Origin of the sequence: Halorussus aquaticus, assembly GCF_024218795.1 — an archaeon.
Classification (GTDB): Archaea; Halobacteriota; Halobacteria; order Halobacteriales; family Haladaptataceae; genus Halorussus; species Halorussus aquaticus.
In genome coordinates, this window is the sequence record NZ_CP100400.1 from 3318390 (window position 1) to 3338833 (window position 20444).

The following is a 20444-nucleotide window of genomic DNA, read 5'->3' on the forward strand; positions in this document are numbered from 1 at the left end:
TTTAAATATACTGTCGTCCGTCCGCCCCGCACCGGAGCAAGGGTGTTTAAGTCACATCCGGACACACCCCGACGTATGCTCGGTAAACTCGGAGCGAAAGGCATCGTCGGGGTGTTGCTCCTGATAGGGGGTCTCGGCGTCGTCGCGTGGCAACAGCCGATAGTCGCGGCCGGAATCGGACTCGTCGTCGTCGGGTTCGTGTTGATCGCGTGGGGTCTCGTCTCCGGTCTCATGTCGAGTTTCGGACTCGGCGGGATGATGGGCGGCGGTGGCGGCTTCGAGTAACTCGTACGTAATTTCGAACGCGCGAGGCTCGGAACTACGCGCGGTGTCGGTGTATTCCAACGTCCCGGCTTCGATTCTCTCGACGATACTTGGTTATTAAGACTTCGTGCGGACACACTCCAGTTATGGATGACAGGACGGCGTCACTTCTCACCAAGACCCAGCGCCGACGGATTCGGAACGATTTCGCGGACTTGGACGAACAGAAGCGCCGCCGAGACGAACGACAGATCAGGGAGCGACTCGCGGCCGGACTGCTCGACACCCGAGTGCTCGCCGGGTACCCGGATGCGCAGTTCGGCCTCGCCGTCGAGGACCTCTCGGAGGACGAACTCCGCGAAGCGCTCGCGGACGCGACGTTGGTCCTCGAACGAGTTCGGGAACTGGAGGGAGTGGACCGGAAGACCGTCCTGTCGCGCGCTCGCCGTCGGGCCGACGAGTTGGCCGAACAGTCTGGAGACCTACGGAGTCTCGACGACCTCGACCTGCAGACCGCGGCCGAGATACGCCGCGAGACGAAGGTCTCCGTCCGCGAGCAGTTCGAGGAGAACCGCTGGGACAGTCGCGCGGACGGCCTGCTGAAACTAACTGCGAGCGCGACCGTCCCGCTGTTCGTGACGTTGCTCGTCGATTCGACGACGTCGAGAGACCTACTCGGTACGAGCGCCGGTGCTACCGTCCTCGTGTACCTCTGTTCGCTCGTGGTCGTCGTGGCGCTCTCGGGAGTCTTCCTCATCAAGGCTGCACAGACACTCAAACACGACGTTCTCCCGGCTATCTCGACCTTCCGCCGAGACCCTGCAAGCGCGGTGGGGAGCGCCCTCGACTTGCTCCGTCGTCCCGAGGTGCGTCTGCGGAAAGTATGGGACGAACTGTAGTTTTCCGCTTACAGCTTGCACCGCGTGCGGCTCACAGGACAGTGGCAACTATCCGTTCGACGGTGTGGGCGAGTTCGAGCCACGTCAATCCGTGAAAGATGGCGACGGTCGCGAGGTTGTCAGTCACTTCGTAGAGCGCGCCGAACACGATGCCCGCGCCGAGCAACTCGATGAAGGTCGCCGCGAGCGCAGTTCCACTCGCGCCACTGAGCGCGGCGAACGACGCGTGGGACAGGGCGAAACAGGCACCGGCCAGAACGACGACGGTCGTGGCTGGGAACGCGTCGCGTAGACGCGTCTGGACCAGTCCGCGATAGAACAGCTCTTCGGCTGGCGTTGCGAACGCGAACCACGCCAAGAACGCGAGGGGCCACAGGCGCGGCTGTGCGTGAAGCGCGAGACTGTGTTCGGTGGTTCCCGTGGTGACCTCGTGGGGCAAGCCGAGTAGCCCGACGACGGCGTTTACGACGTACCCGACCGCGAGGAGCGCGAGAAACGCGCCGAGAACGGCACCGACGTCCCGCAGCCCCGGGCGTCGAAAGCGCGCGTACCGGTCCCAACTACCCGTATAGGACAGATAACCGAGTGCGAACACGCCGAACCCGAATTGGACGCCGCGACTGCTCACGATGTAGACCGCGTCGGAGGTCGTCGCCGCCACGAACCCGGCCATTCCGGGGATAGTAGCCCCCAACAGCCCCGCGAGCGAACCGATACCCGTGAACACCAGTGCGGCGAGGACCGTCTCCGATTTCGAACGTATCGAAACACGCTGTCGTTTTGTCGTCATCTCCGGGCGGACAATGAGCTACCGTCGCCATAAGGGAGTACGACGATTCACGCCAGTTCAGGGCGTGTACGACAGTATACCGGTTTTATCGCATCTCCGAGCGACCGGGTGTACGCACGTACAGCGGCTCGGAACGAGCGGGTCGTGTCGATTACCCCTCGATCTCTCGCAGTTTCTCGCGGCCCGGCGCGACCAACTCGTCGAGGTAACTCGCCAGCGCGCCCTTCGCGTCGGCGGGGTGGAGTTCGCCGCTCTCCAAATCGTCGGCCAGCGACTCGTAGTCGTCGTACTCCAGATTACCGCCGTACTCCTCGGGACGCTCGACCACGACGGTCTCGAACCGCGGGAAGACGTGGTACTGGAAGATTTCGAGGACCGGATTTTCGAGGTCGTCCTCGGGGTCGCGTGTCGGCGGACAGAACGCCGAGTTGACCTTCTCCTCGATGTCCTCGGTGCTGTCCTCCATCGAGATGGTGACGCCCGAACTGCTCGACATCTTGCCCTCGCCCGTCCCGAGGTCCGCGATGATGGGCGTGTGGAGCACCGGCCGGGAGTCGTAGCCGACTTCTGGCAACTCCTCGCGCATCAGCATGTGGACCTTGCGCTGGTCCATCCCGCCCACCGCCAAGTCGAGGTCGAGATATTCGATGTCGAGCGCCTGCATCAGGGGGTAGACGACGTGGCTGACCTTCGCGGTCTCACCGCCCTGAATCTCGGCCATCGCGCGCTGGGCGCGGTTGAGGGTGGTGTCCAACTCCAGTTTGTGGAGGTCGAGGGCGTAGTCGTCGTCCAACTGGAACTCCGACCCGTAGACGAACTCGGTCTTCTCCTCGTCGAGACCGTAGGCGAGGAACTGCTTGCGCATCTTCTCGGCGGTCTGCTCTATCTCCTCGAAAGTGCCCTTGTCGTTGAGGTAGGCGTGGACGTCGGCCAGCAGGACGACGACCTCCATGCCCGCCTCCTGCAGGTCGATGAGTTTGTTCGCGGCGAGCATGTGCCCGATGTGGAGCACCCCGGAGGGTTCGTACCCGACGTAGACGCGCTTGCCTTCCGGGTCCTCGGCGAGTTCGCGTACCTCCTCCTCTGTCACTGCCTCCTCGACGTTCCGCGTAATCAACTCGTAGGCGTCCATACGCGGTCTGTGTCTCGCGCGGTGCTTTAGCGTTCCGGGACCGTGCCAAGGGTTCGGACGTGTACGTCGGCCGCCCTCACGCTATTTATCTGCGGTATCAATGGAGAAATATAGTCAGGGACTCTGGCCGCTGGCCTCGGACCCCGAGTCGTAGCTTCGGTCGGCCCGGTGTTCGCTGATGAGTCGGTCCAACTGCTCGGCCTTCTGCTCCTTCCGGCGTTCCTCCGCGCGGGCCTCCCAGTCCTCGACGACGGCTTCGACCTCTCGCTCGCGGGTCACCGCCAGTTCGTCCACCTCCTGTATCGTCACGTCGTCGGCGGGACCGACCGGAATCTCGTTCTCGAAGAGGACGCGGTCTGCGGCGTCCGAGAGACCGCCGTCGCCGATCAGCACGACCTTCGGGTCCACCTCGGCGAGTCGCTCGGCGGTCGAGCGTCCCGCGCCGGAGGCGTCCCGGAGGTACACCACGTCGTCGGTGGCGAGACCGAAACTATCGTGGGCCGACTCGATGGCCCCCTTGGTGAACTTCTCGACTGGTTTGACCGGCGTGAGACCGGCCTTCTTCTCGGAGACGTCGCTGAAGTTCGAGTGGTCGAGTTTCCAGAGTTCCTTGAGGCGCGCGAGTTTGCCCTCCAGTTCGTCGATTCGCTCGTCCTTCTGGTCGAGTTCGCGCTCCAGTCGGTCGTTCTCGCGTTCGAGTCGGGTGACCTCTCGGCGCTCGCGTACGTCCTTTCGCTCCTCGCTCTTGGCCGCTTCGAGGTCGCCCTTCAACTGCCCGATGCGGCCGTCCTTGCGCTCGATGGTGTCGTTCAGGTCCTCGACGTGGTCTTCGAGGCGCTCGACCTGCGACTCCAACTGCTTGATGCGCTTCTCCTCGGCGGTCAGTTCGCGCGGCGTGTGTTCGGTCTCCTCCTCCTCGGTCTCCTCGTCGTCGGAGAGCGCGACCAGCGCGGTCTCGACCGAGTCCTCGCCAGCGACCACGCGGGCGGTGACCTCGCCGCGGTCCATCCGCGGGGGCACCTTCTCCGCGATGCGCTCGAACTGGTCCTCGTGGTCGTCGTAGGCGTGGAGCGCCGCGGCCATCGCGTCGCGTTCGTGGTCGTTGTCGTAGTCGTGGTCGCGGGTCCGGTGTTGCTTCTCGTCCACCGGCAGGTCCGAGTTGGGAATCCACCCCTCGGCGTCGAAACTCCGGCGAATCTTCTCGACGGTCTCGGGCATCGGTTCCACGTCTGCGGCGACCACGACCGGCCGCCCGCGTTCGATTATCCACTCGATGACCTCGGCGGTGTCGGCGGTCCGCGTGCTGAGTACGTCGAGGACGTTCCCGTCGAGGTCGGTGACGGCGACCGCGGTAGTCGTGCCGGGGTCGATGCCGACCAGCACGTGATCCCGTCGCTTTGCGAGGGGTTCGAACTCGATGCCGTCGCGTCGCTGGCGCTCGACCTCGACGCGGACGTCGCCCGAGCGCTCGTTCGAGACGGGGATGTCCTCGGGCCGACCCTCGACCTCGAAGACCGCGTTCGAGTACCCCCCGTACTTCTCGGTCACGTCGCGCTCGTAGTCGAGTCCCGCCGAGTCCAGTTCGCTCTCGATTTCGCGGCTTCGCTTCCGGACCGCACCGTGAATCCGGCGGGTGTAGCGGTCCTCGCTCCACCCGCCCTTGCCGGTCGAGCGACCGCGCGAGACCTTGATTTCGGTGGTGTTCGTGAACGCGGAGACCTCGTAGCCGACGTTCCCGGCCGCGAGGCGCGCGGCCGCCTCGGCCTCCTTCATGGGCTTCTTGCCGTAGGGGACGCCGTGGCGCGAGGCGACCCGCGAGAGGGGTTCCGGTCGCTCGGCCCCCGTGACCTGCACCAGACGAGTCCCGTCCGGGAGGTCGCGCAGGAAGTGGACGAGCGCGTCCTTGTCGGACGCTAACTCGTACATGTTGTCGGTCGCCACGAGGGTGGGTTCCTCGCGTTCGACGAGTCGCCGTAGTTTCCGGTGAGATACCACGTCGCGGTCGATGTTCTCGCCATCGAACGCGACGAGCGCGTAGGAGGGTGCGTCGCCACGGACGTCTCCGCTCTGGACGTCCACGCCGAAGACGAGCGTGTCGAGCGCACTCGTGCGGGCGTTCACGCTCCGGGGTAGGGTGCGGGCGGATATAAATCCGACGCGCAACCTCGGTTCCGGAGTGCGTTTCTCCTCGTTTGCACCGATTGCGTTCGACCCGACTGACCGTCCTTGGAACTGCCGACTCCGGCAGTAGCGCTGAACGAACACCACGGTGTCGAGAGACTACCGAGTTCGCGCGACGTGCCGGAAAAAGAAGCGGCCGGGAATCGTTCGCAGTGCGATTACGCGGCGGTAATCGGCGTCGCCGACGTCTGCGTGATGGGCGCGAGACTGTCGTGACCGTTCTTCTGGTGGCCTTTCTTCTTCCCACCTTTCTTCTTGCCACCCTTTTTCTTCCCGTCCTTCTGGTGGCCCTTCTTCTTCCCCGAGTCGCTGGCCTCGAAGTCGGCGTTCAGGACCGAGTGCTCGAAGTAGACGCGCTCGTAGGCCGAGGTGTCGTACTCGCCGTAAATCTGGAGTCGACCGCCCTCGCCCGCGAGCTTTCGGTACTCGGCGTTCTCGAAGCTGACCGTCACCTCGCCGTCTTCGAGCGAGACCGATTCGGCGTCGAGGCGCTCGCCGGAGTCGCCCCGGACCGCGTAGAAGCTATCGGCGACGACGTCGGTCGTGCCGTTCGGGGCGTCGAGGCTCACCGTGGCGGTGCCCTTCCGGACCGAGACCGACTGCACCTCGGTCACGGCGTCCACGCGCCGGATGCGGTCGGTGTCCTCGGGCGCGACGGGGGAGTTCTGCTGGATGTACTTCAGCAGCGCCGTCCCGTACAGCATGTGGCTCTCGCTGACGCGCGGCGCGTCTTCGAGGACCGACCCGTCCCAACCGGCCATGTAGGAGTTGACCGTCACGTTGTAGGTCTCGTCCTCGGCGAGGGGTTCGCCGTCGACCCACACGTCGCGGACGTAGCTCTCGTTCTCGTGGCCGACCCACTCGTAGGTCACGCCGCTGACCTGCAACTGGGACTCCGCGCCGTAGTTCTGGCCGGTCTCGCTTTCGAGCGTGACGACCTGACTGGCGAGCAGTTGCTCCAGTTCCGCGCCAGTCAACTCTACTGTGACCAGCGTGTTGCTGAACGGCAGGATGTTGTACACGTCGCCGACCGTGACGTTTCCGGGGCCGTAGACGCCGTTCGACCGGATGCCGCCCGCGTTCGTGACGGCGACCTCCGCGCCGGTCTGGGCCCGGAACGAGTCGGTGATCATGTTGCCCAGTGCGGTCTCGTCGTGGTAGTTCGAGGCGAACCGCGCGTCGAGCGCGACCTCGGTGCGCCCGGCCACGTCGTTGAGTCTCTCCCGCCGGGACTCGGTGATGATGTTCGAGACGGTCTCGTTCTTGGACACGTTCTCGGTCACGTCGAGGAGGCGACCGTTCCACGTCGTCACCTCGCCGTTCTCGACGGTCAGGTTGAGTTCCGCGACGTGTTCGGCGCGGGCCTCGGCCTCCATGATGACCGCACCACCGGTCTCCTGTGGCGGATACTCGATTTCGTCGTCGCCGACCACGATGGCGTCCACGTTCTCGGTGGTGTTGGCGAGGGTCTTGGCCACGGGCACGCCGAGGTGCGCCGAGACGACCACCACGTCGACGTTCTTCTCCTCCTTGAGCATCGTGGCGTACTCGCTGGCGGTCTCCGAGTAGTTCCGGAGTTCGTAGCCCTGCTGGTCGAAGTCCACCGCGGTCTTGGACTGTATCTTCTCGTCGGCGACGCCGACGATACCGACCTTCACGCCGTCGCGCTCGACGACGGTGTAGGGTTTCGTGCCGGGAATCGGCTCACCAGTCTCGGAGTCCACGATGTTGGCCATCAGCCACGGGAACTCCGACTGCTGGCTGAAGTTCGCCACGGCCTCGAAGCCGTAGTCGAGGTCGTGATTCCCGATGACCTCGGCGGCCGGGTCGAGGACGTTCAGCGCCCTCACGGGCAGTCGCCACTGACTGAGCGGCGAGAGCGAGTGGGGGCTGACTTGGTCGCCGCCGCCGACTACCACGGTCGGGTTCTCGTGGGCGGCGCGACGCTGGTTTATCAGGTGGACCATCCGTGGGAACGTCCCGTCTTGGGCGGCCGCGGTCTGGATGTCGTTGTACGACAGGATGGTCAGCGTCGTGCCCTCTCCCGTCGTGTTGTTCGTCGGGGTCTGGGCCGCGCTCGGGGCGGGCGCGGTACTCCCGGTTGTACTGTGCGACTCGGTCACTCCCGCCGCGACAGGTGGCACGGCACCTGCGACGACGAGACAGAGAACCAGTAACAACGATGCGGACTGACGCATGCGTCCGTTTGCTCGTAGAACGTAAGAATAAATCCAGCTATTTCCCATTCATTAGTCAAAATACGACACACTAATTGTTTAAATTACTTGGAGAGAAACGAAGTGGGGTGTCGGTGACGCCGACGCGCGGAGTCGCTCAGACCCCGATGTTGATGTTGTCGGTCGCTTTGCTCCCGCTGTAGTCGCTGGACGCGATGACGTAGACGGTGTAGGTGTCGGCTCGGTCGAACGTGTAGTCGATGGTCTTGCCCCAGATGCCGCTGGTGACGACGTTCCCGCTGGAGTCCTCGATGGTCCAGTTGTACTGGGAGTAGTCGCTGTTGGGGTCGTAGCCCGTAGCTTCGAACGTGACGTTCTCACCCAGCGCGGGTTCCGGGTCGGTGCTCGCGATGGACACGGATTCGGCCGCCGCCGTCCCCGACATCGCCGAGCCAGCAACGACGCCGCCAGTCAGTCGAAGCGCGCCTCTTCGGCTAAATTTACTATTATTAGAAATTACAATTTATAATCTATAAGGGAGTATTAAATAACTGTCCATTCGCACTGCTTTCGGACAATGTTGACGAGTGACGGGGCTGGTCGAAGGCGTGATGGTCGAACGCGAAAGTCGCGCGAGAAGTCGGAGGCGAGAGAGAAGCGTCGCCTACTCGTCCGGGTACGGAATCTCCCGAATCTCGCCGTCGTCCGGAACGAACGCCTCCCCGTCGAACGCCTCGCGGGCCTCCGCGAGGTGGTCGGACACGTCTCCGGCGTAGCGCGAGGAGATGTGAGTCAGCGCGAGGCGTTCCGCGTCGGCACGCCTCGCGATTTCCGCGGCCTGTCGCGCCGTCGAGTGGCCGGTGCTGGCGGCGCGGTCGGCCCGGTCGTCGGCGAAGGTGGCGTCGTGAATCAACAGGTCGGCGTCCGCGGCGATTTCTGCGACCGCGGAAATCGGTCGGGTGTCGCCGGTGTAGACGACCGTCCGACCGGGTCGAGCGTCGCCGACCACTTGCTCGGGTTCCACGACGGTGCCGTCTTCGAGTTCGACAGGGTTCCCCTCGTGGAGTTGCGAGAACTTCGGGCCGACCGGTACTCCCAACTCCTCTGCCTTCTCGCGGTCGAACCGGCCCTTGCGGTCGTCCTCGACGAGGGCGTATCCGAGCGAGTTGGTGTCGTGGTCGGTCCGGTACGTCCGGACCTCGTAGTCGTCGCGTCGGATTGCGGCCTCGTCGGGTCCGACGCCGTAGACGTGGACCGGGAACGAGGGCCGGTTGTCGGCGGCGTGGACGAGCGCGTCGATGTCCTCCTCGGTTCCGGCGGGGGCGTAGATGGACAGCGCCTCGTCTCGGTCGTTGAAATCGAGCGTCTGAATCAGGCCCGGCAGTCCGAGTACGTGGTCGCCGTGGAGGTGCGTGACGAAGATATCCGAGATGGTGAACCCGGTACCGAAGCGCATCATCTGGCGCTGGGTCCCCTCGCCCGCGTCGAACAACAGTCTGTCTCCGTCCCGGTTGACCAGCACCGAACTCGGGTTTCGCTCTGTAGTCGGCACTGCCCCGCCGGTTCCGAGAAAGGTAACGCGCATCGACATCCTCGGGAACACCTCGGAGAGCGCGTGGGAAAGCGCCTTCGAAATCAGAGGGTGGTACGCCAAATTACCTCGGGGGAAACAGCGTGTTTCGACCGACGCCGCGCGACCGAAATTGAAGGATAGTCCCGGCCTAATGCGTCGTATCTGGCTGTTACGTGCGTGAACAGTCGCGCCCGTTTATTCTCGGACTCGTCGTCCGGTACTTTGCGGAATGGGGGTTACACATGACACGTAATAGAAGGACGTTTAGTGCCGTCTTCATGGCGGTGCTGTTGATTTTAGCGAGTGGTACAGCTGTATCGCTCGCAGTGACGAGTAATTCGGCATCGGACGCCGGGACAAACGCGGCGTCGGTGCAAGAGACGACTACGAGGGCGGCAGACGATTCGACAGAACAGGACCAAGCGAGCGTCACGATAAACGAGCAGGAGTCCGAGGGTGAGCGGGTCGTCATCGAGTCGGCGACCCTGCCGGAGGGCGGCTTCATCGCTATCCACGACAGTTCGTACCAAGACGCTCCGCTGTCGAGCGTCCTCGGCAACTCGGTCTACCTCGAAGCCGGGACCCACGAGAACGTGACCGTCACGCTCGCCCGGCCCATCAGCGAGACCCAGACGCTCGTTGCCATGCCGCACTTGGACACCAACGACAACCAAGTGTACGACTTCGTCCTCTCGACGGGGGAAGTTGACGGCCCGTACACCGCGAACGAGCAAGTGGTGGTCGACGAAGCGAACGTGAGCGTTGCACAGGAGACGACGACCACGACCGAGGAGGCGAACGGAGAGACCACCACGACGACCGAGGAAGTCGTGGAGGATACGACCACGACGACCACCGAGATGGTCGAAGACGAGACTACCACGACGACCACCGAGGAAGTCGTGGAGGAAGAGACGACCACCACGACGACCGAAGCGGTGGAGGAAGAGGACACCACGACTGAGGCGGTCGAAGAACCGGCCCCCGAGATGGAGAAGTTCGTCTTCCAGATAGAGCAGATGAACATCGACCGGTGGTCGTTCGTCGTCGGTGACGAGGAAACGCCCGACCGGACCGAGACCGTCAGCAACATCAGTATCACCGACCGTCGGGTCACCATCAACCTGAGCGAGGTTCTCCGTCAGAGCGCGGCCAACCAGCAGGAAGTCGGCCAGATAACGACGCAGAGTCCCGAGCAGGTCGAGGAGATGATCGAGGAGAACATCTCACAGGACATCCCGACCGTCCGGTTCGTCATCAGCGACGTCACCATCGAGAACGTCACGTTCGTCGTCACGGCTCCGGAGGACATCGAACTTCCGCAGCCGCCGATGATGACCACCACGACCGAGGAGACGACGACTACGACCGAGGAAGAAACCACAACCACGACCGAAGAAGAGACGACTACGACGACTGAGGAAGAGACCACGACGACGACGGAGGAGGAAACGACGACGACCACGACCGAGGAAACGACGACGACTGAAGAAGAGACGACCACGACTGAGGAGGAAACCACAACCACGACCGAGGAAGAGACGACCACGACGACTACGGAGGCTCAAGTCGACTCCTTCACGGTCTCTGGACTGGACGCGCCCGAGAGCGCGACTGCCGGTGAGACCATCGACGTGTCCGCCACCGTCTCCAATCCGAACGACCAGCAGGTGACCCAAACCGTCGCGTTCCGACTCGAAGGAACCGTCGTCGGTCGCCAGACGGTCACGCTCGACGGGGGCGAGCAGACGAACGTGACCTTCGAGGTCAGTACCGAGGGCATTCCCGCGGGTCAGTACGTCCACGGGGTGTACACCCAGAACTTCGGTGAACTCGGTATCATCGTAATCGAGGAAGCGGGCACGCAGACGACCACCACCGCCGCGGAAACCGAGACGCCCGCCGGTGGCGAGACGACGACCACGACGACCGAAGCGTAACTCCGGTCCGACGGGTCGCCCCTCGAAAAAGCCAAATTCCATACCATTTTCGCAGTTCAATACCGTTAAACCGCCCGACGGAAGCGCCTTTAGAACGGATTCGAACGGCGGCGGGCTTTTATTAACCGCTGCTGAGTGCAGACGAACCGTCATGGAACGATACGCTGCCGTTTGCATCGCAGTCATGTTGCTACTCGCCGGATGTGTCGGCGGGCAGGGAGGAACGACCGCGTCACCTACGACGGATGACGCCGCGACGACAGTCGGCGAGACGACCGCCTCGGGCGACGATACGGCGTCGGACGACGACACGGCGTCGAGAGACGGCGGGAGCACGGTGAACTTCTACGTGAGCGACGAGAAGAACGCGATGGGCGACTTCGCGCACCTGAACGTCACTATCTCGAAGGTCGGACTCAAGGAGTCCGGCGGAAACTGGACGACCCACGACGTGAACGACCGCACGGTGGACCTGACCGAGTTGACGGGTGCGAACGCGACCCGACTCGGCACGTTCCCGGTCGAGAACCGGACCTACGAGACCGTCTTCGTCCACGTCAGCGAGGTGAACGGGACCCTGACCGGCGGCGAGCAGGTCCGAGTCAAACTGCCGAGCGAGAAACTCCAGATTCACCAGACGTTCTCGGTCGGCGCGAACCAGTCGGTCGATTACGTCTTCGACATCTCGGTGTTCAAGGCGGGCAAGAGCGGCAAGTACATCCTCAAGCCGGTCATCAGCGAGTCGGGGACCGACGAGGAAATCGAAGACGTGGACGAGAAACGAGACGACAAAAAGCGCGACGACAAGAAGGAAGACGACGAGAACGAGGAGGACAGCGACGAGGAAACGGAGGACAACGAGACGGTGACGGACGCCGAGGAACTGAACGCGACCTTCGTCGGTAACGTCACTCGGGGAGAGAACGCCACCGTCTCGGTGACGCGCAACGGAACCGCCGTGGCGAACGCGACGGTCTCGGTGAACGGCGAGACCGTCGGCGAGACGGCCGCGGACGGCACACTGACCGTCGCAGTTCCCGACCGGAAGGAACTCGAAGTCGAAATCGAGACCGAGGACGGGTCGGTGGAACTGAAACGGACGTTCGGCGGCGGCGAGCAGAGCGGTCAAGGCGACGGTAACTGAGCGCGACAGCGCGGAACCGACGCGGTCGGCCACCGACTCTTTCTTTCCAGTGATTTGGTGCAGTCGGAATCCCAGCAGATGCCACGTTCCGACTGGCTGGAACGCGTGTCGCTCACTGGACGGTGGTGCAGGTGGCGAATATCCACAGAGGCGATAGGTCTTTGTGTGTCAGTCTCATGGTACCGAGTGGATCGACATGCAACCGTGCCAAAACTGTCAGGCGGTCATCGACGAGTACCTCTTGGACAAACAACTCGAACCCCTGCGCGACCTCACAGTCGACGACTTCAACCTCTGCGTCGACTGCGCGACCATCGTCGACGATGCGTGCGTGGAGTGTGGCGGCGCGGTCTACGTCCCCGACAGCGTGACCTCCACCCCCGACTACTGCCCGGCGTGCCGGTCCGACCACATCGAACGCACCGGTCGGGACCCCGGTTGGAATCTCGACGCTCCGTCCTCCTGAACGGCCGTCTGCCGTTCGGGCCAGATACTTCGGTTCCCTTTTCCTCGCGGTCGCAGGTCCCGCGCCTCGAACCGGACCGACCGATTCTTACCCGCCGACCCCCTAGCCTCCACTAATGGACGCGCCGCTGTGGACGGAACGGTACGCCCCCGACCTCGCCGACCTCCCGCAACCGGAGGTTCGGGAGTACCTCCAGAAGGCCGTGAACGACCCGATAAACCTCGTTCTCCACGGCCCGGCCGGAGCGGGTAAGACCGCGGCAGTGCGGGCGCTGGCCCGGGAGGCACACGAGGACCCGGAGAACGACCTGACGATACTCAACGTCGCGGACTTCTTCGACCGCACCAAGAAGGAGATTCGCAACGACCCGCGCTTCGAGCAGTTCCTACAGGGAGAGACGGAGTTCTCCAAGCAGTTCAAGCGCGGGTCCGACCAGCGAAAGCAGTACAAGCGCCAGTGGTCGAAGCGCGACATGATAAACCACATCCTCAAGGAGTACGCGGGGTACGCGCCCTCCTCTGGCGAGTACCGGACGCTCGTCCTCGACAACGCCGAGGACATCCGCGAGGACTTCCAGCAGTCGCTCCGCCGGACGATGGAGCAGTTCCACGAGACGACCCAGTTCGTCATCACGACCCGGCAACCGACGAAACTCATCCCGCCCATCAAGTCCCGGTGCTTCCCGGTCGCGGTCCGCGCACCGACGAACGACGAGATCGTCGAGGTGCTGAAACACATCGCGGACGCGGAAGGCGTCGAGTACGACGAGATGGGCCTCCACATCGTGGCCGGATACGCCGAAGGTAACCTCCGCGAGGCCATCCTGAGCGCCCAGACGCTCCACGAGAAGGAGGGCGAAATCACGAGAGAGACGGTCCAGACCGTCCGAGAAATCGGAATCCGGAGCCAGATCGAGGAGATGCTCGACGCCGCGGAGGCGGGCGAGTTCAGCGACGCCCGCAAGACGCTGGACGACCTGCTCGTGGACGAGGGGTACAACGGACAGGAGGTCCTCCAGAAGGTGCTGACGGTCGCGCGCAACTCCAACCGGTACACGGGCCGCGAGGAGGAACTCGCGGAACTGACCCGACTCGCGGGCGAAATCGACGCGGACCTCGCCGAGGGGTCCAGCGACCGAGTCCACCTCGGACACATGCTCGCGGAACTCGGCGCGAAGGGCGAGGCGTAGCGACTCGGACCGAACCGTTTTCTGTCGGGGGTTCGACACCCAGACGATGGCCCTCCCGGACACCCTCGAACGAATCGGCGTCGTCGTCGGCAGCGCGTTCCTGCTCTCACTCCCGACGAGCGCGCTCAGTTCGCTCGCGTACGGAACCGCCGATGCACCGCGATTTCTCCCGTATCTTTGGGTCCTCCCCGGACTCGTCGTCGGGTTGCTCGTCGTCGGCGACCGCCTCGCGGTCACGTACCACCAGCTATGGAAGTTCTCGCTCACGAGTTACTTCCTCGCCTCGCTCTTCTGGCTCGTCGGTCTCTCCGGGTCGGCCGGGACGAACCGGACGCTCGCGGTCGGTTGGTGGCTCGTCGCGGTCGGTCTCGGCGTCGTCGTGGCCAGACGCCGAATCCGTGACCTGCTCTCGACGGCGACCGATTCGTCCCCCTGACTCTTGACCCTCCCCTGCGAAACACGTCCCATGTCCAGACTCTCCGACACCCACATCCGGAATCGCTACCGCGTCCAACCGAACGACGCCAACAACTACGAGACGCTCCACGGCGGCGAACTGATGAAGTGGATGGACGAGATCGGTGCCATGTCCGCGATGCGCTTCGCGGGCGAGACGTGCGTGACCGCTGGCGTGGACGACCTCTCGTTCCACCGACCGGTTCCGGTCGGCGACATCGCCCTGATAGAGGCCTACGCCTACAGAGCGGGCAGGACCAGCGTCACGGTCCGCGTCCGGGCGTGGCGCGAGGACCCCAGAACCGGCGACACCGAGCGCACCACCGAGTCGTCGTTCACCTTCGTCGCCATCGGCGAGGACGGGAAACCGGTCCCCGTCCCGGAACTGACGGTCGAGACCGACGAGGAGCGCGAACTGCACCAGCAGGCGCTGGACGCGGAGTCGTAGTCGGCGAGAACGAGCGTTCGCAGCCCCGAGTGCGGCCGAACCGGAATCAGTCGCGACCGACCGGACCGGCGTCTGCGTCGTCCAGCACCGTGATGTACCGGACGAGCGACCGATGCACCCGGCGCTCGAACTCCGCCTCGACGGTCCAGCCCTCCGCTCGGGCCTCTGGGGCCAGCGAGCGGTCGCCGACGACGACGGCCCTGTCGGCGACGCGGCGGGCCTCCGCGAGCGCGCCCGAGACGAGGTCGTCGAGGTCGAGATTGGCTATCTTCGACTGCCTGCCGTAGGGCGCGTCGAACACGACGGCGTCGATGGAATCCGCCGAAAGTGGCAGGTGGGTCGCGTCGCCTTGCAGGGTACCCCACTCCTCGTCTGCGGAGAGGTAGTGGCCCAGATTCTCGGCCGCGCCGCGGGCCATCTTGCGCTGGGCGTCCGCGCCGAGCGGGGTCGCGCCGACCAGTCCGGCCTCGATGAGGACGCCGCCGGTCCCGCACATCGGGTCGAGCAGGGTCGCGCCGGGCCGAGCGCCCGCGAGGTTCACCAGCGCGCGGGCCAGCAGGGGGTCCATCCCGCCGGGTTGGAAGAACGGCCGGTCGGTCGGCTTCCGGGTGCCGTAGTCGCGGACGCTCTCGGTTTCGAGCCAGCCGAGCAAGCAGGTGTCCGCGGAGAACAGGGCGCGAAGCTCGCGGTCCGGGTCGTCGAGGTCCACCGCGAAGCCCCGGTCCACGAGGGTCTGTCCGAGGACCCGTTCGGCGCGTTGGGTGTCGATTCCGGCGGTCTCCCGCACGTCGCGGGCGCGTACCGCCACCGTCTCTTTGGAGTTCGTCCCCATCTCTCCGCAGTCGGGGTTCGCCGCGTCGGAGCCAGACGCGGTCTCCTCGGGGTCGCACTCGCACGCTTCGAGCAGGACGCGGGCCGACTCGACGCTGGCGTCGGTCTTCCCGACCAACTCGCTCGCGCGGCGAGTGTACGCCAGAGTCCGCACGCGGTCGGTGACGGCGTTCGCGGTGGCGAGTCCGGGTGCGACGACTTCGACGCCTGTCGCGGCGCTCGCCGCCTCCGCGGCCGCGAACCCGTCGTCCTCTCCGGCTAGTTCGAGCGCGTACACGGTGTACCGGACTCGGCGGTGGCTCTTGGGGGTTTCGTCTGCGCCGCGCTCGCCCGACGCACCGCCCTCCGGGAACGACATCGTAGCGGGGGAATCCGATATTAAAACCCGTGAGGTCATCTGTCAGGATGGAGTACCAACCTTTATAAACCTTAAATACGACATTTAAGTCGCACATGACCGACCCAAAGGAGACCATCAACATTGAAAACGTGGTCGCCTCCACCGGAATCGGGCAGGAACTCGACCTGCAGAGCGTGGCCATGGACCTCGAAGGGGCCGACTACGACCCGGAGCAGTTCCCCGGTCTCGTCTATCGAACCCAGAACCCAAAGTCGGCGGCGCTCATCTTCCGCTCGGGCAAAATCGTCTGTACCGGCGCGAAGAGTACGGCCGACGTACACGAGAGTCTCGAAATCGTCTTCGACAAGCTCCGCGAACTCCAGATCGACGTGAACGAGGACCCCGAAATCGTCGTTCAGAACATCGTCACGTCCGCGGACCTCGGGCGAAATCTCAACCTCAACGCCATCGCCATCGGTCTCGGACTGGAGAACATCGAGTACGAACCCGAGCAGTTCCCCGGTCTCGTCTACCGACTCGACGAACCCGAGGTCGTCGCGCTGCTGTTCGGTTCCGGCAAACTCGTCATCACCGGCGGCAAGAAGCCCGAAGACGCCGAACAGGCGGTCGACAAGATCGTCTCCCGTCTCGAAGAACTCGGTCTGCTGGAATAGCGCGGTCGAACGACGGAACGGCCGGTACTTCGTTTTTCGGACGCGGCGGGTCCACCGCTCCGCCTCGCGTCGCCCCGAATCGCTACTTCCTTGGCCCGCGCCTTCCGAGTGGCCAACATGGCGGTCCCCATCGTCGCGCTGGTCGGCACGTTCCTGCTCGCCGTACTCTTCTACGGCGTCACGGCCCACATCGCCGCGCGGTACGTCCTCGGCGACGTCCCGATACCGCGGGCGCTCGCGGTCGGCGTCGTCCCCGCGATAATCGCGTTCGCGCTACAGGCGTACCATCCGGGAGTCATCATCCTCGTCAGCGCGACCGCCGACTTCTTCGCTATCCGGGCGGTGTACCGATTGAAGTACAAGACGGCGGGCGTCGTGGCGGCGGCCCACTACACCGTGAGCGTCATCGCCGCGGTCACGATATTCAATCTTGTGCGACTGCTCGGAACCGCGCCGACGTGACTACTCGACCAGTCGCTCGATTTCGGTCACGAGAATCCCGCTCGCGCCGACCGACTTCAACTCGTTGATGGTCTCGAACACGTCGCGTTCGTCCACGACGGCGTGGACCGCGACCATCGCGTCGTCCTCGCCCGCGGCGTCACCGTCCGCTCCGTCTCCGCGCTCGCTCTCGACGTTCATCACCGTCGGGCCGCCGAGACCCGGAATCACGTCCCGGACCTCCTCCAGTCGCGCCTCGGGCGCGTTCATCATCAGATATCGCTTGCCGTCGGCCGAGAGGACCGACCGGAGCGCCATCACGACCTGCTGGACCTTCTCGTCGTCCGCGACGTCGTCGCGGGCGAACAGGTGGACCGAACTCGACAGCACCTCGTCCACGATGGCGAGGCGGTTGACCTTCAGGGTGGTTCCGGTACTGGTGATGTCGATGATGGCGTCGGCCATCTCGACGTGGGGCGTGAGTTCCGTCGCGCCGCTGACTTCCACCACGTCCACCTCCACGTCTCGCTCCTCGAAGTACTGTCTCGCGATGTTGGGGAACTCGGTGGCCACGGTCTTGCCCGCCACGTCGGCGACGCTCCGGATGTCGCCGTCCTCGGGGGCCGCGAGGACGAGTCGGCACTGACCGAACCCGAGGTCCAGCAGCGACTCGATGTTTCCGGTGTCGGCCTCTCGCGCCTGGTCGAGTCCGGTGATACCCGCGTCCGCCGCGCCGTCGCTGACGTACTCCGGTATGTCGGCGGCGCGAGCGAACAGCAGCGTGACCTCGGGGTCCACCGTGTCGGCGTACAGTTTCCGGTCGGCACCGTCCACGGCGTGAAGGCCGGCGCTTTCGAGCAGTTCCATCGCAGGGTCGTGGAGTCGGCCCTTGTTCGGGACGGCGATTCTCATGTGTCGGTCCGCCTGTTCGCGTTCGCGGCGGAACTACCTTTCGTCATCCCGCGAGATTCGCCGTTACTCGTCGTCACCCGAGGGGGCTCGACAGCGAGAATGCGCCACCATGTACCAAACAACCGAAACGATTCTGACGGGCGAGGCGGTAGCCGGAGCATGGACGATATTCCGGAGGCGCGCGAGATTTCGGACGCGACGCTCCGAGAGATACTCCGGTCGGCCGAGCCGACGTTGGAACTCGACGAAGCCGCCCCGACCGAGCGCGGATTCTGTTCGGTCTACCGACTCGTGGTCTCTGACGACGAAGCGACGCGGGAGTTGTACCTCAAGGCCTCGCCCGACGAGCGAACGTGGGGTATCCCGACCGAGGCCCGACTGCAGGCGGTCCTCACCGCCCACACGTCGATTCCCGTTCCGGAGGTGTTGGCCGTCACCGACGACCACGAGGAGCGCCCGACGCCGTACTACCTCATGCGCACACTTCCCGGCGAGGAGGTGGCCTACGAGCGCGTGGCCCGACTCGGTGACGACGCGCTCCGGCGACTCGCCCGAGAGACCGGTACGTACTTGGCGCAACTCCACTCGGTGCCAGCGGTCGAACGCTTCGGACACGTCCGGCACGACGGCCCGTCCCTGACCGACGAAGCGCCCGAAGGCGACCCGGCAAATCTGACGGTCGGCGACCCCGTCGAGGAGTGGCCGACGTATCTGCGCGACTACGCCTCCCGCGAACTCGACCGCCACGCCGACTCCCGGTTCGCGGACCTGACGCCCGGACTGGAACGCTGGGTCGAGGCGGGCATCGACGAGTTGGACGGCCCGTTCGACCCCGTCTTGGGCCGCAACGACCACGGACTCCACAACCTCCGTCTCGACCCGCAGACCGGCGAGATTACCGCGATGCTCGACTGGGGGTACACGCTCGCCGTCCCGGCCGCCTTCGACTTCGAGTTCGCCGTCTCCCTCTACGGCGGGGCCTTCCTCGCGGGCCTCCCCGACGCGTCGGACCGCCGCGCCCTCGTCCGCGAGGCGATGCTGTCGGGGTACCGGGCGACGGACCCGGACCGCGCCGAGGCAGTCTCGACCCCCGAACCGCTCTACGAGGCGCTGGCGATGGTCCGAATCATGAACGACTTCCGCCATCTGGACCTGCCCGACGGTACCGAACCCGACGCGATGGAGCGAATCGAGACCGACGCGCGGGACCTCCTCGACCGCTGACGGCCCGTCGGGCCGGTTCCCGAATCACTAACCGTCTACCGGGCCAACACGACGACCATGACCTACGCCTTCGAGTGCCTGTCGTGCGGCGCGACCACCGACCCAGACGACCGGCCCGCGGGATGTCCGGAGTGCGGCGGCCGCCTCGAAGTCGCTCACGAGGACCTGCCCGACGCGCTCCCGGACTCCGAGCGGACGGACCTCTGGCGGTACGCCGACTGGCTCCCGACCGAGGGACTCGAACTCGCCGCCGCAGACGACCCTGCGGTCTCGACGGACGCACCCCCGTCCTCGATGGGCGAGGGCTGGACCCCGCTCGCCGACGCACCTCACACTGCCGAGGCGGCGGCCGCCGACTTCGACGCGGTGGGTCCGGAACTCTACCTGAAGAACGAGACGACCAACCCGACGTGGTCGTGGAAGGACCGCCTCGCGTCGGTCGTCGTCCCCCACGCGGTCGCCGATGATACCTCCCGAATCGCCGCCGCCTCGACGGGCAACCACGCGAGCGCGGTGGCGGCCTACGCCTCGCGGGCGGGAGTCGAACGCACGCTCGCGTTCCTCTCGCCGTCCAGCGAACCGCCCCACCACCGCCAGATTCGGGCCTACGGTGCCGAGTCGATTCGGCTCTCGGACTACGGCCAGCGCAAGCGACTCCTCGGTGAACTGGCCGACCGCGGGTGGTTCGTCGCCTACAACCTCGCCGGGCGCTACACCGGCCAGCCCTACGTCTACGAGGGCTACAAGACCATCGCCTACGAACTGGTCGAACAGTTGGGTGAGGTCCCCGACGCCGTGGTCGTCCCGGTCGGCGCGGGCGACGGCTTCTACGGTATCTGGAAGGGGTTCCGTGAACTCGCGGCCCGGGGCGTCGTCGCCGAGACGCCCCGGATGGTCAGCGCCGAGAGCGCGGAGCGACACCCCCTCGCGGCGGCGTACGAGACCGACGCCGAGTCGGTCGGGCGCGACGACGGACCCGAACCCCTCAGTACGTCCACCATGGGCGCTACCTCGGGCGACCACGCGCTGGCGGCGGTCCGGGCCTCCGGCGGCGCGGCCTACGCGGCCGACCGCGAGGCGGTCGAGTCGGCCGTCCGGGCGATGGGCCGCGACGGCGTCTTCCTCGAACCCGCCTCCGCGCTCGCGCCCGCCGTGGTCTCGCAGGCCTTCGCGGACGGCGTGGTCGGCCCGGACGACGCGGTGGTCGCGGTCGGAACCGGTGCGGGGGTCGCGTGGCCCGAGAAGACCGCGAGCGCGCTCGGGGAGTCTCCGACGGTCGAACCGTCGCTGGAGGCCATCGCCGAGGCGGTCCCGTTCCCGCTCGACTGACGGTCGCCGCGACTCGGCCGAGTAGAAACGAATT

General features: G+C 65.3%; 20 protein-coding genes. 12 read left to right on the forward strand and 8 right to left on the reverse strand.

Going from position 1 to position 20444, the window contains the following annotated elements:
• The first annotated feature begins 75 nt into the window (after positions 1 to 75).
• Both NGM06_RS17110 and NGM06_RS17115 read left to right on the forward strand, forming a co-directional pair.
• Complete coding sequence (locus tag NGM06_RS17110) at positions 76 to 285, forward strand: DUF7470 family protein (RefSeq protein ID WP_254268120.1); 210 nt, start codon at positions 76 to 78, stop codon at positions 283 to 285.
• A gap of 125 nt (positions 286 to 410) precedes the next feature.
• On the forward strand, positions 411 to 1163 hold the full coding sequence (locus tag NGM06_RS17115; RefSeq protein WP_254268121.1) for a hypothetical protein: 753 nt from the start codon (positions 411 to 413) through the stop codon (positions 1161 to 1163).
• Positions 1164 to 1194: 31 nt separating this feature from the next.
• On the opposite strand, the gene NGM06_RS17120 is transcribed toward NGM06_RS17115, so the two are convergent.
• The 6 genes from NGM06_RS17120 to rnz form a co-directional block, all read right to left on the reverse strand.
• Positions 1195 to 1953: a CPBP family intramembrane glutamic endopeptidase gene (locus NGM06_RS17120; protein ID WP_254268122.1), complete on the reverse strand. Its 759-nt coding sequence runs from the start codon at positions 1951 to 1953 to the stop codon at positions 1195 to 1197.
• Positions 1954 to 2104: 151 nt separating this feature from the next.
• On the reverse strand, positions 2105 to 3085 hold the full coding sequence (locus tag NGM06_RS17125) for a tyrosine--tRNA ligase (protein ID WP_254268123.1): 981 nt from the start codon (positions 3083 to 3085) through the stop codon (positions 2105 to 2107).
• 114 nt (positions 3086 to 3199) lie between these two features.
• On the reverse strand, positions 3200 to 5206 hold the full coding sequence (locus NGM06_RS17130; RefSeq protein WP_254268124.1) for a DUF460 domain-containing protein: 2007 nt from the start codon (positions 5204 to 5206) through the stop codon (positions 3200 to 3202).
• Positions 5207 to 5424: 218 nt separating this feature from the next.
• Positions 5425 to 7464 (reverse strand): bifunctional metallophosphatase/5'-nucleotidase, encoded by a 2040-nt coding sequence (locus NGM06_RS17135; RefSeq protein ID WP_254268125.1) that lies wholly within the window; start codon positions 7462 to 7464, stop codon positions 5425 to 5427.
• A 136-nt stretch (positions 7465 to 7600) separates the two neighbouring features.
• Positions 7601 to 7861: a PKD domain-containing protein gene (locus NGM06_RS17140; protein WP_254268126.1), complete on the reverse strand. Its 261-nt coding sequence runs from the start codon at positions 7859 to 7861 to the stop codon at positions 7601 to 7603.
• A gap of 246 nt (positions 7862 to 8107) precedes the next feature.
• Positions 8108 to 9034 (reverse strand): ribonuclease Z, encoded by a 927-nt coding sequence (rnz, locus tag NGM06_RS17145; RefSeq protein ID WP_368410451.1) that lies wholly within the window; start codon positions 9032 to 9034, stop codon positions 8108 to 8110.
• A gap of 308 nt (positions 9035 to 9342) precedes the next feature.
• Between rnz and NGM06_RS17150 the strand changes: the two genes are divergently transcribed.
• From NGM06_RS17150 to NGM06_RS17175, 6 genes are all read left to right on the forward strand, one after another.
• Entirely contained in the window at positions 9343 to 10956 is a 1614-nt protein-coding gene (locus tag NGM06_RS17150) for a DUF7282 domain-containing protein (protein WP_254268128.1), read from the forward strand.
• 184 nt (positions 10957 to 11140) lie between these two features.
• Positions 11141 to 12100 carry a DUF4382 domain-containing protein gene (locus NGM06_RS17155; RefSeq protein ID WP_254268129.1) on the forward strand — a complete coding sequence of 320 codons (960 nt, stop codon included), beginning with the start codon at positions 11141 to 11143 and terminating at the stop codon, positions 12098 to 12100.
• 196 nt (positions 12101 to 12296) lie between these two features.
• Positions 12297 to 12566: a DUF7571 family protein gene (locus NGM06_RS17160; RefSeq protein WP_254268130.1), complete on the forward strand. Its 270-nt coding sequence runs from the start codon at positions 12297 to 12299 to the stop codon at positions 12564 to 12566.
• 115 nt (positions 12567 to 12681) lie between these two features.
• On the forward strand, positions 12682 to 13755 hold the full coding sequence (locus NGM06_RS17165) for an AAA family ATPase (RefSeq protein WP_254268131.1): 1074 nt from the start codon (positions 12682 to 12684) through the stop codon (positions 13753 to 13755).
• A gap of 46 nt (positions 13756 to 13801) precedes the next feature.
• Positions 13802 to 14191: a hypothetical protein gene (locus NGM06_RS17170; RefSeq protein WP_254268132.1), complete on the forward strand. Its 390-nt coding sequence runs from the start codon at positions 13802 to 13804 to the stop codon at positions 14189 to 14191.
• Between the two features lie 30 nt (positions 14192 to 14221).
• On the forward strand, positions 14222 to 14659 hold the full coding sequence (locus tag NGM06_RS17175) for an acyl-CoA thioesterase (RefSeq protein ID WP_254268133.1): 438 nt from the start codon (positions 14222 to 14224) through the stop codon (positions 14657 to 14659).
• 46 nt (positions 14660 to 14705) lie between these two features.
• Here NGM06_RS17175 and NGM06_RS17180 read toward each other — a convergent pair whose 3' ends face one another.
• Positions 14706 to 15767 (reverse strand): THUMP domain-containing protein, encoded by a 1062-nt coding sequence (locus tag NGM06_RS17180; protein ID WP_254270047.1) that lies wholly within the window; start codon positions 15765 to 15767, stop codon positions 14706 to 14708.
• A 176-nt stretch (positions 15768 to 15943) separates the two neighbouring features.
• On the opposite strand from NGM06_RS17180, the gene NGM06_RS17185 reads away from it, so the two are divergent.
• Both NGM06_RS17185 and NGM06_RS17190 read left to right on the forward strand, forming a co-directional pair.
• Positions 15944 to 16504 (forward strand): TATA-box-binding protein, encoded by a 561-nt coding sequence (locus NGM06_RS17185; RefSeq protein ID WP_115797963.1) that lies wholly within the window; start codon positions 15944 to 15946, stop codon positions 16502 to 16504.
• Positions 16505 to 16621: 117 nt separating this feature from the next.
• Positions 16622 to 16966: a DUF7473 family protein gene (locus NGM06_RS17190; RefSeq protein ID WP_254268134.1), complete on the forward strand. Its 345-nt coding sequence runs from the start codon at positions 16622 to 16624 to the stop codon at positions 16964 to 16966.
• Here NGM06_RS17190 and hisG read toward each other — a convergent pair whose 3' ends face one another.
• The gene (gene hisG / locus NGM06_RS17195; RefSeq protein ID WP_254268135.1) at positions 16967 to 17857 is read right to left on the reverse strand and encodes an ATP phosphoribosyltransferase; all 891 of its coding nucleotides are present in this window, start codon (positions 17855 to 17857) and stop codon (positions 16967 to 16969) included.
• A 159-nt stretch (positions 17858 to 18016) separates the two neighbouring features.
• On the opposite strand from hisG, the gene NGM06_RS17200 reads away from it, so the two are divergent.
• Together NGM06_RS17200 and NGM06_RS17205 are read left to right on the forward strand one after the other, a co-directional pair.
• Positions 18017 to 19081, forward strand: a complete 1065-nt coding sequence (locus NGM06_RS17200; RefSeq protein WP_254268136.1) for a phosphotransferase family protein — start codon at positions 18017 to 18019, stop codon at positions 19079 to 19081.
• 57 nt (positions 19082 to 19138) lie between these two features.
• On the forward strand, positions 19139 to 20410 hold the full coding sequence (locus NGM06_RS17205) for a threonine synthase (RefSeq protein ID WP_254268137.1): 1272 nt from the start codon (positions 19139 to 19141) through the stop codon (positions 20408 to 20410).
• Positions 20411 to 20444: the final 34 nt, after the last annotated feature.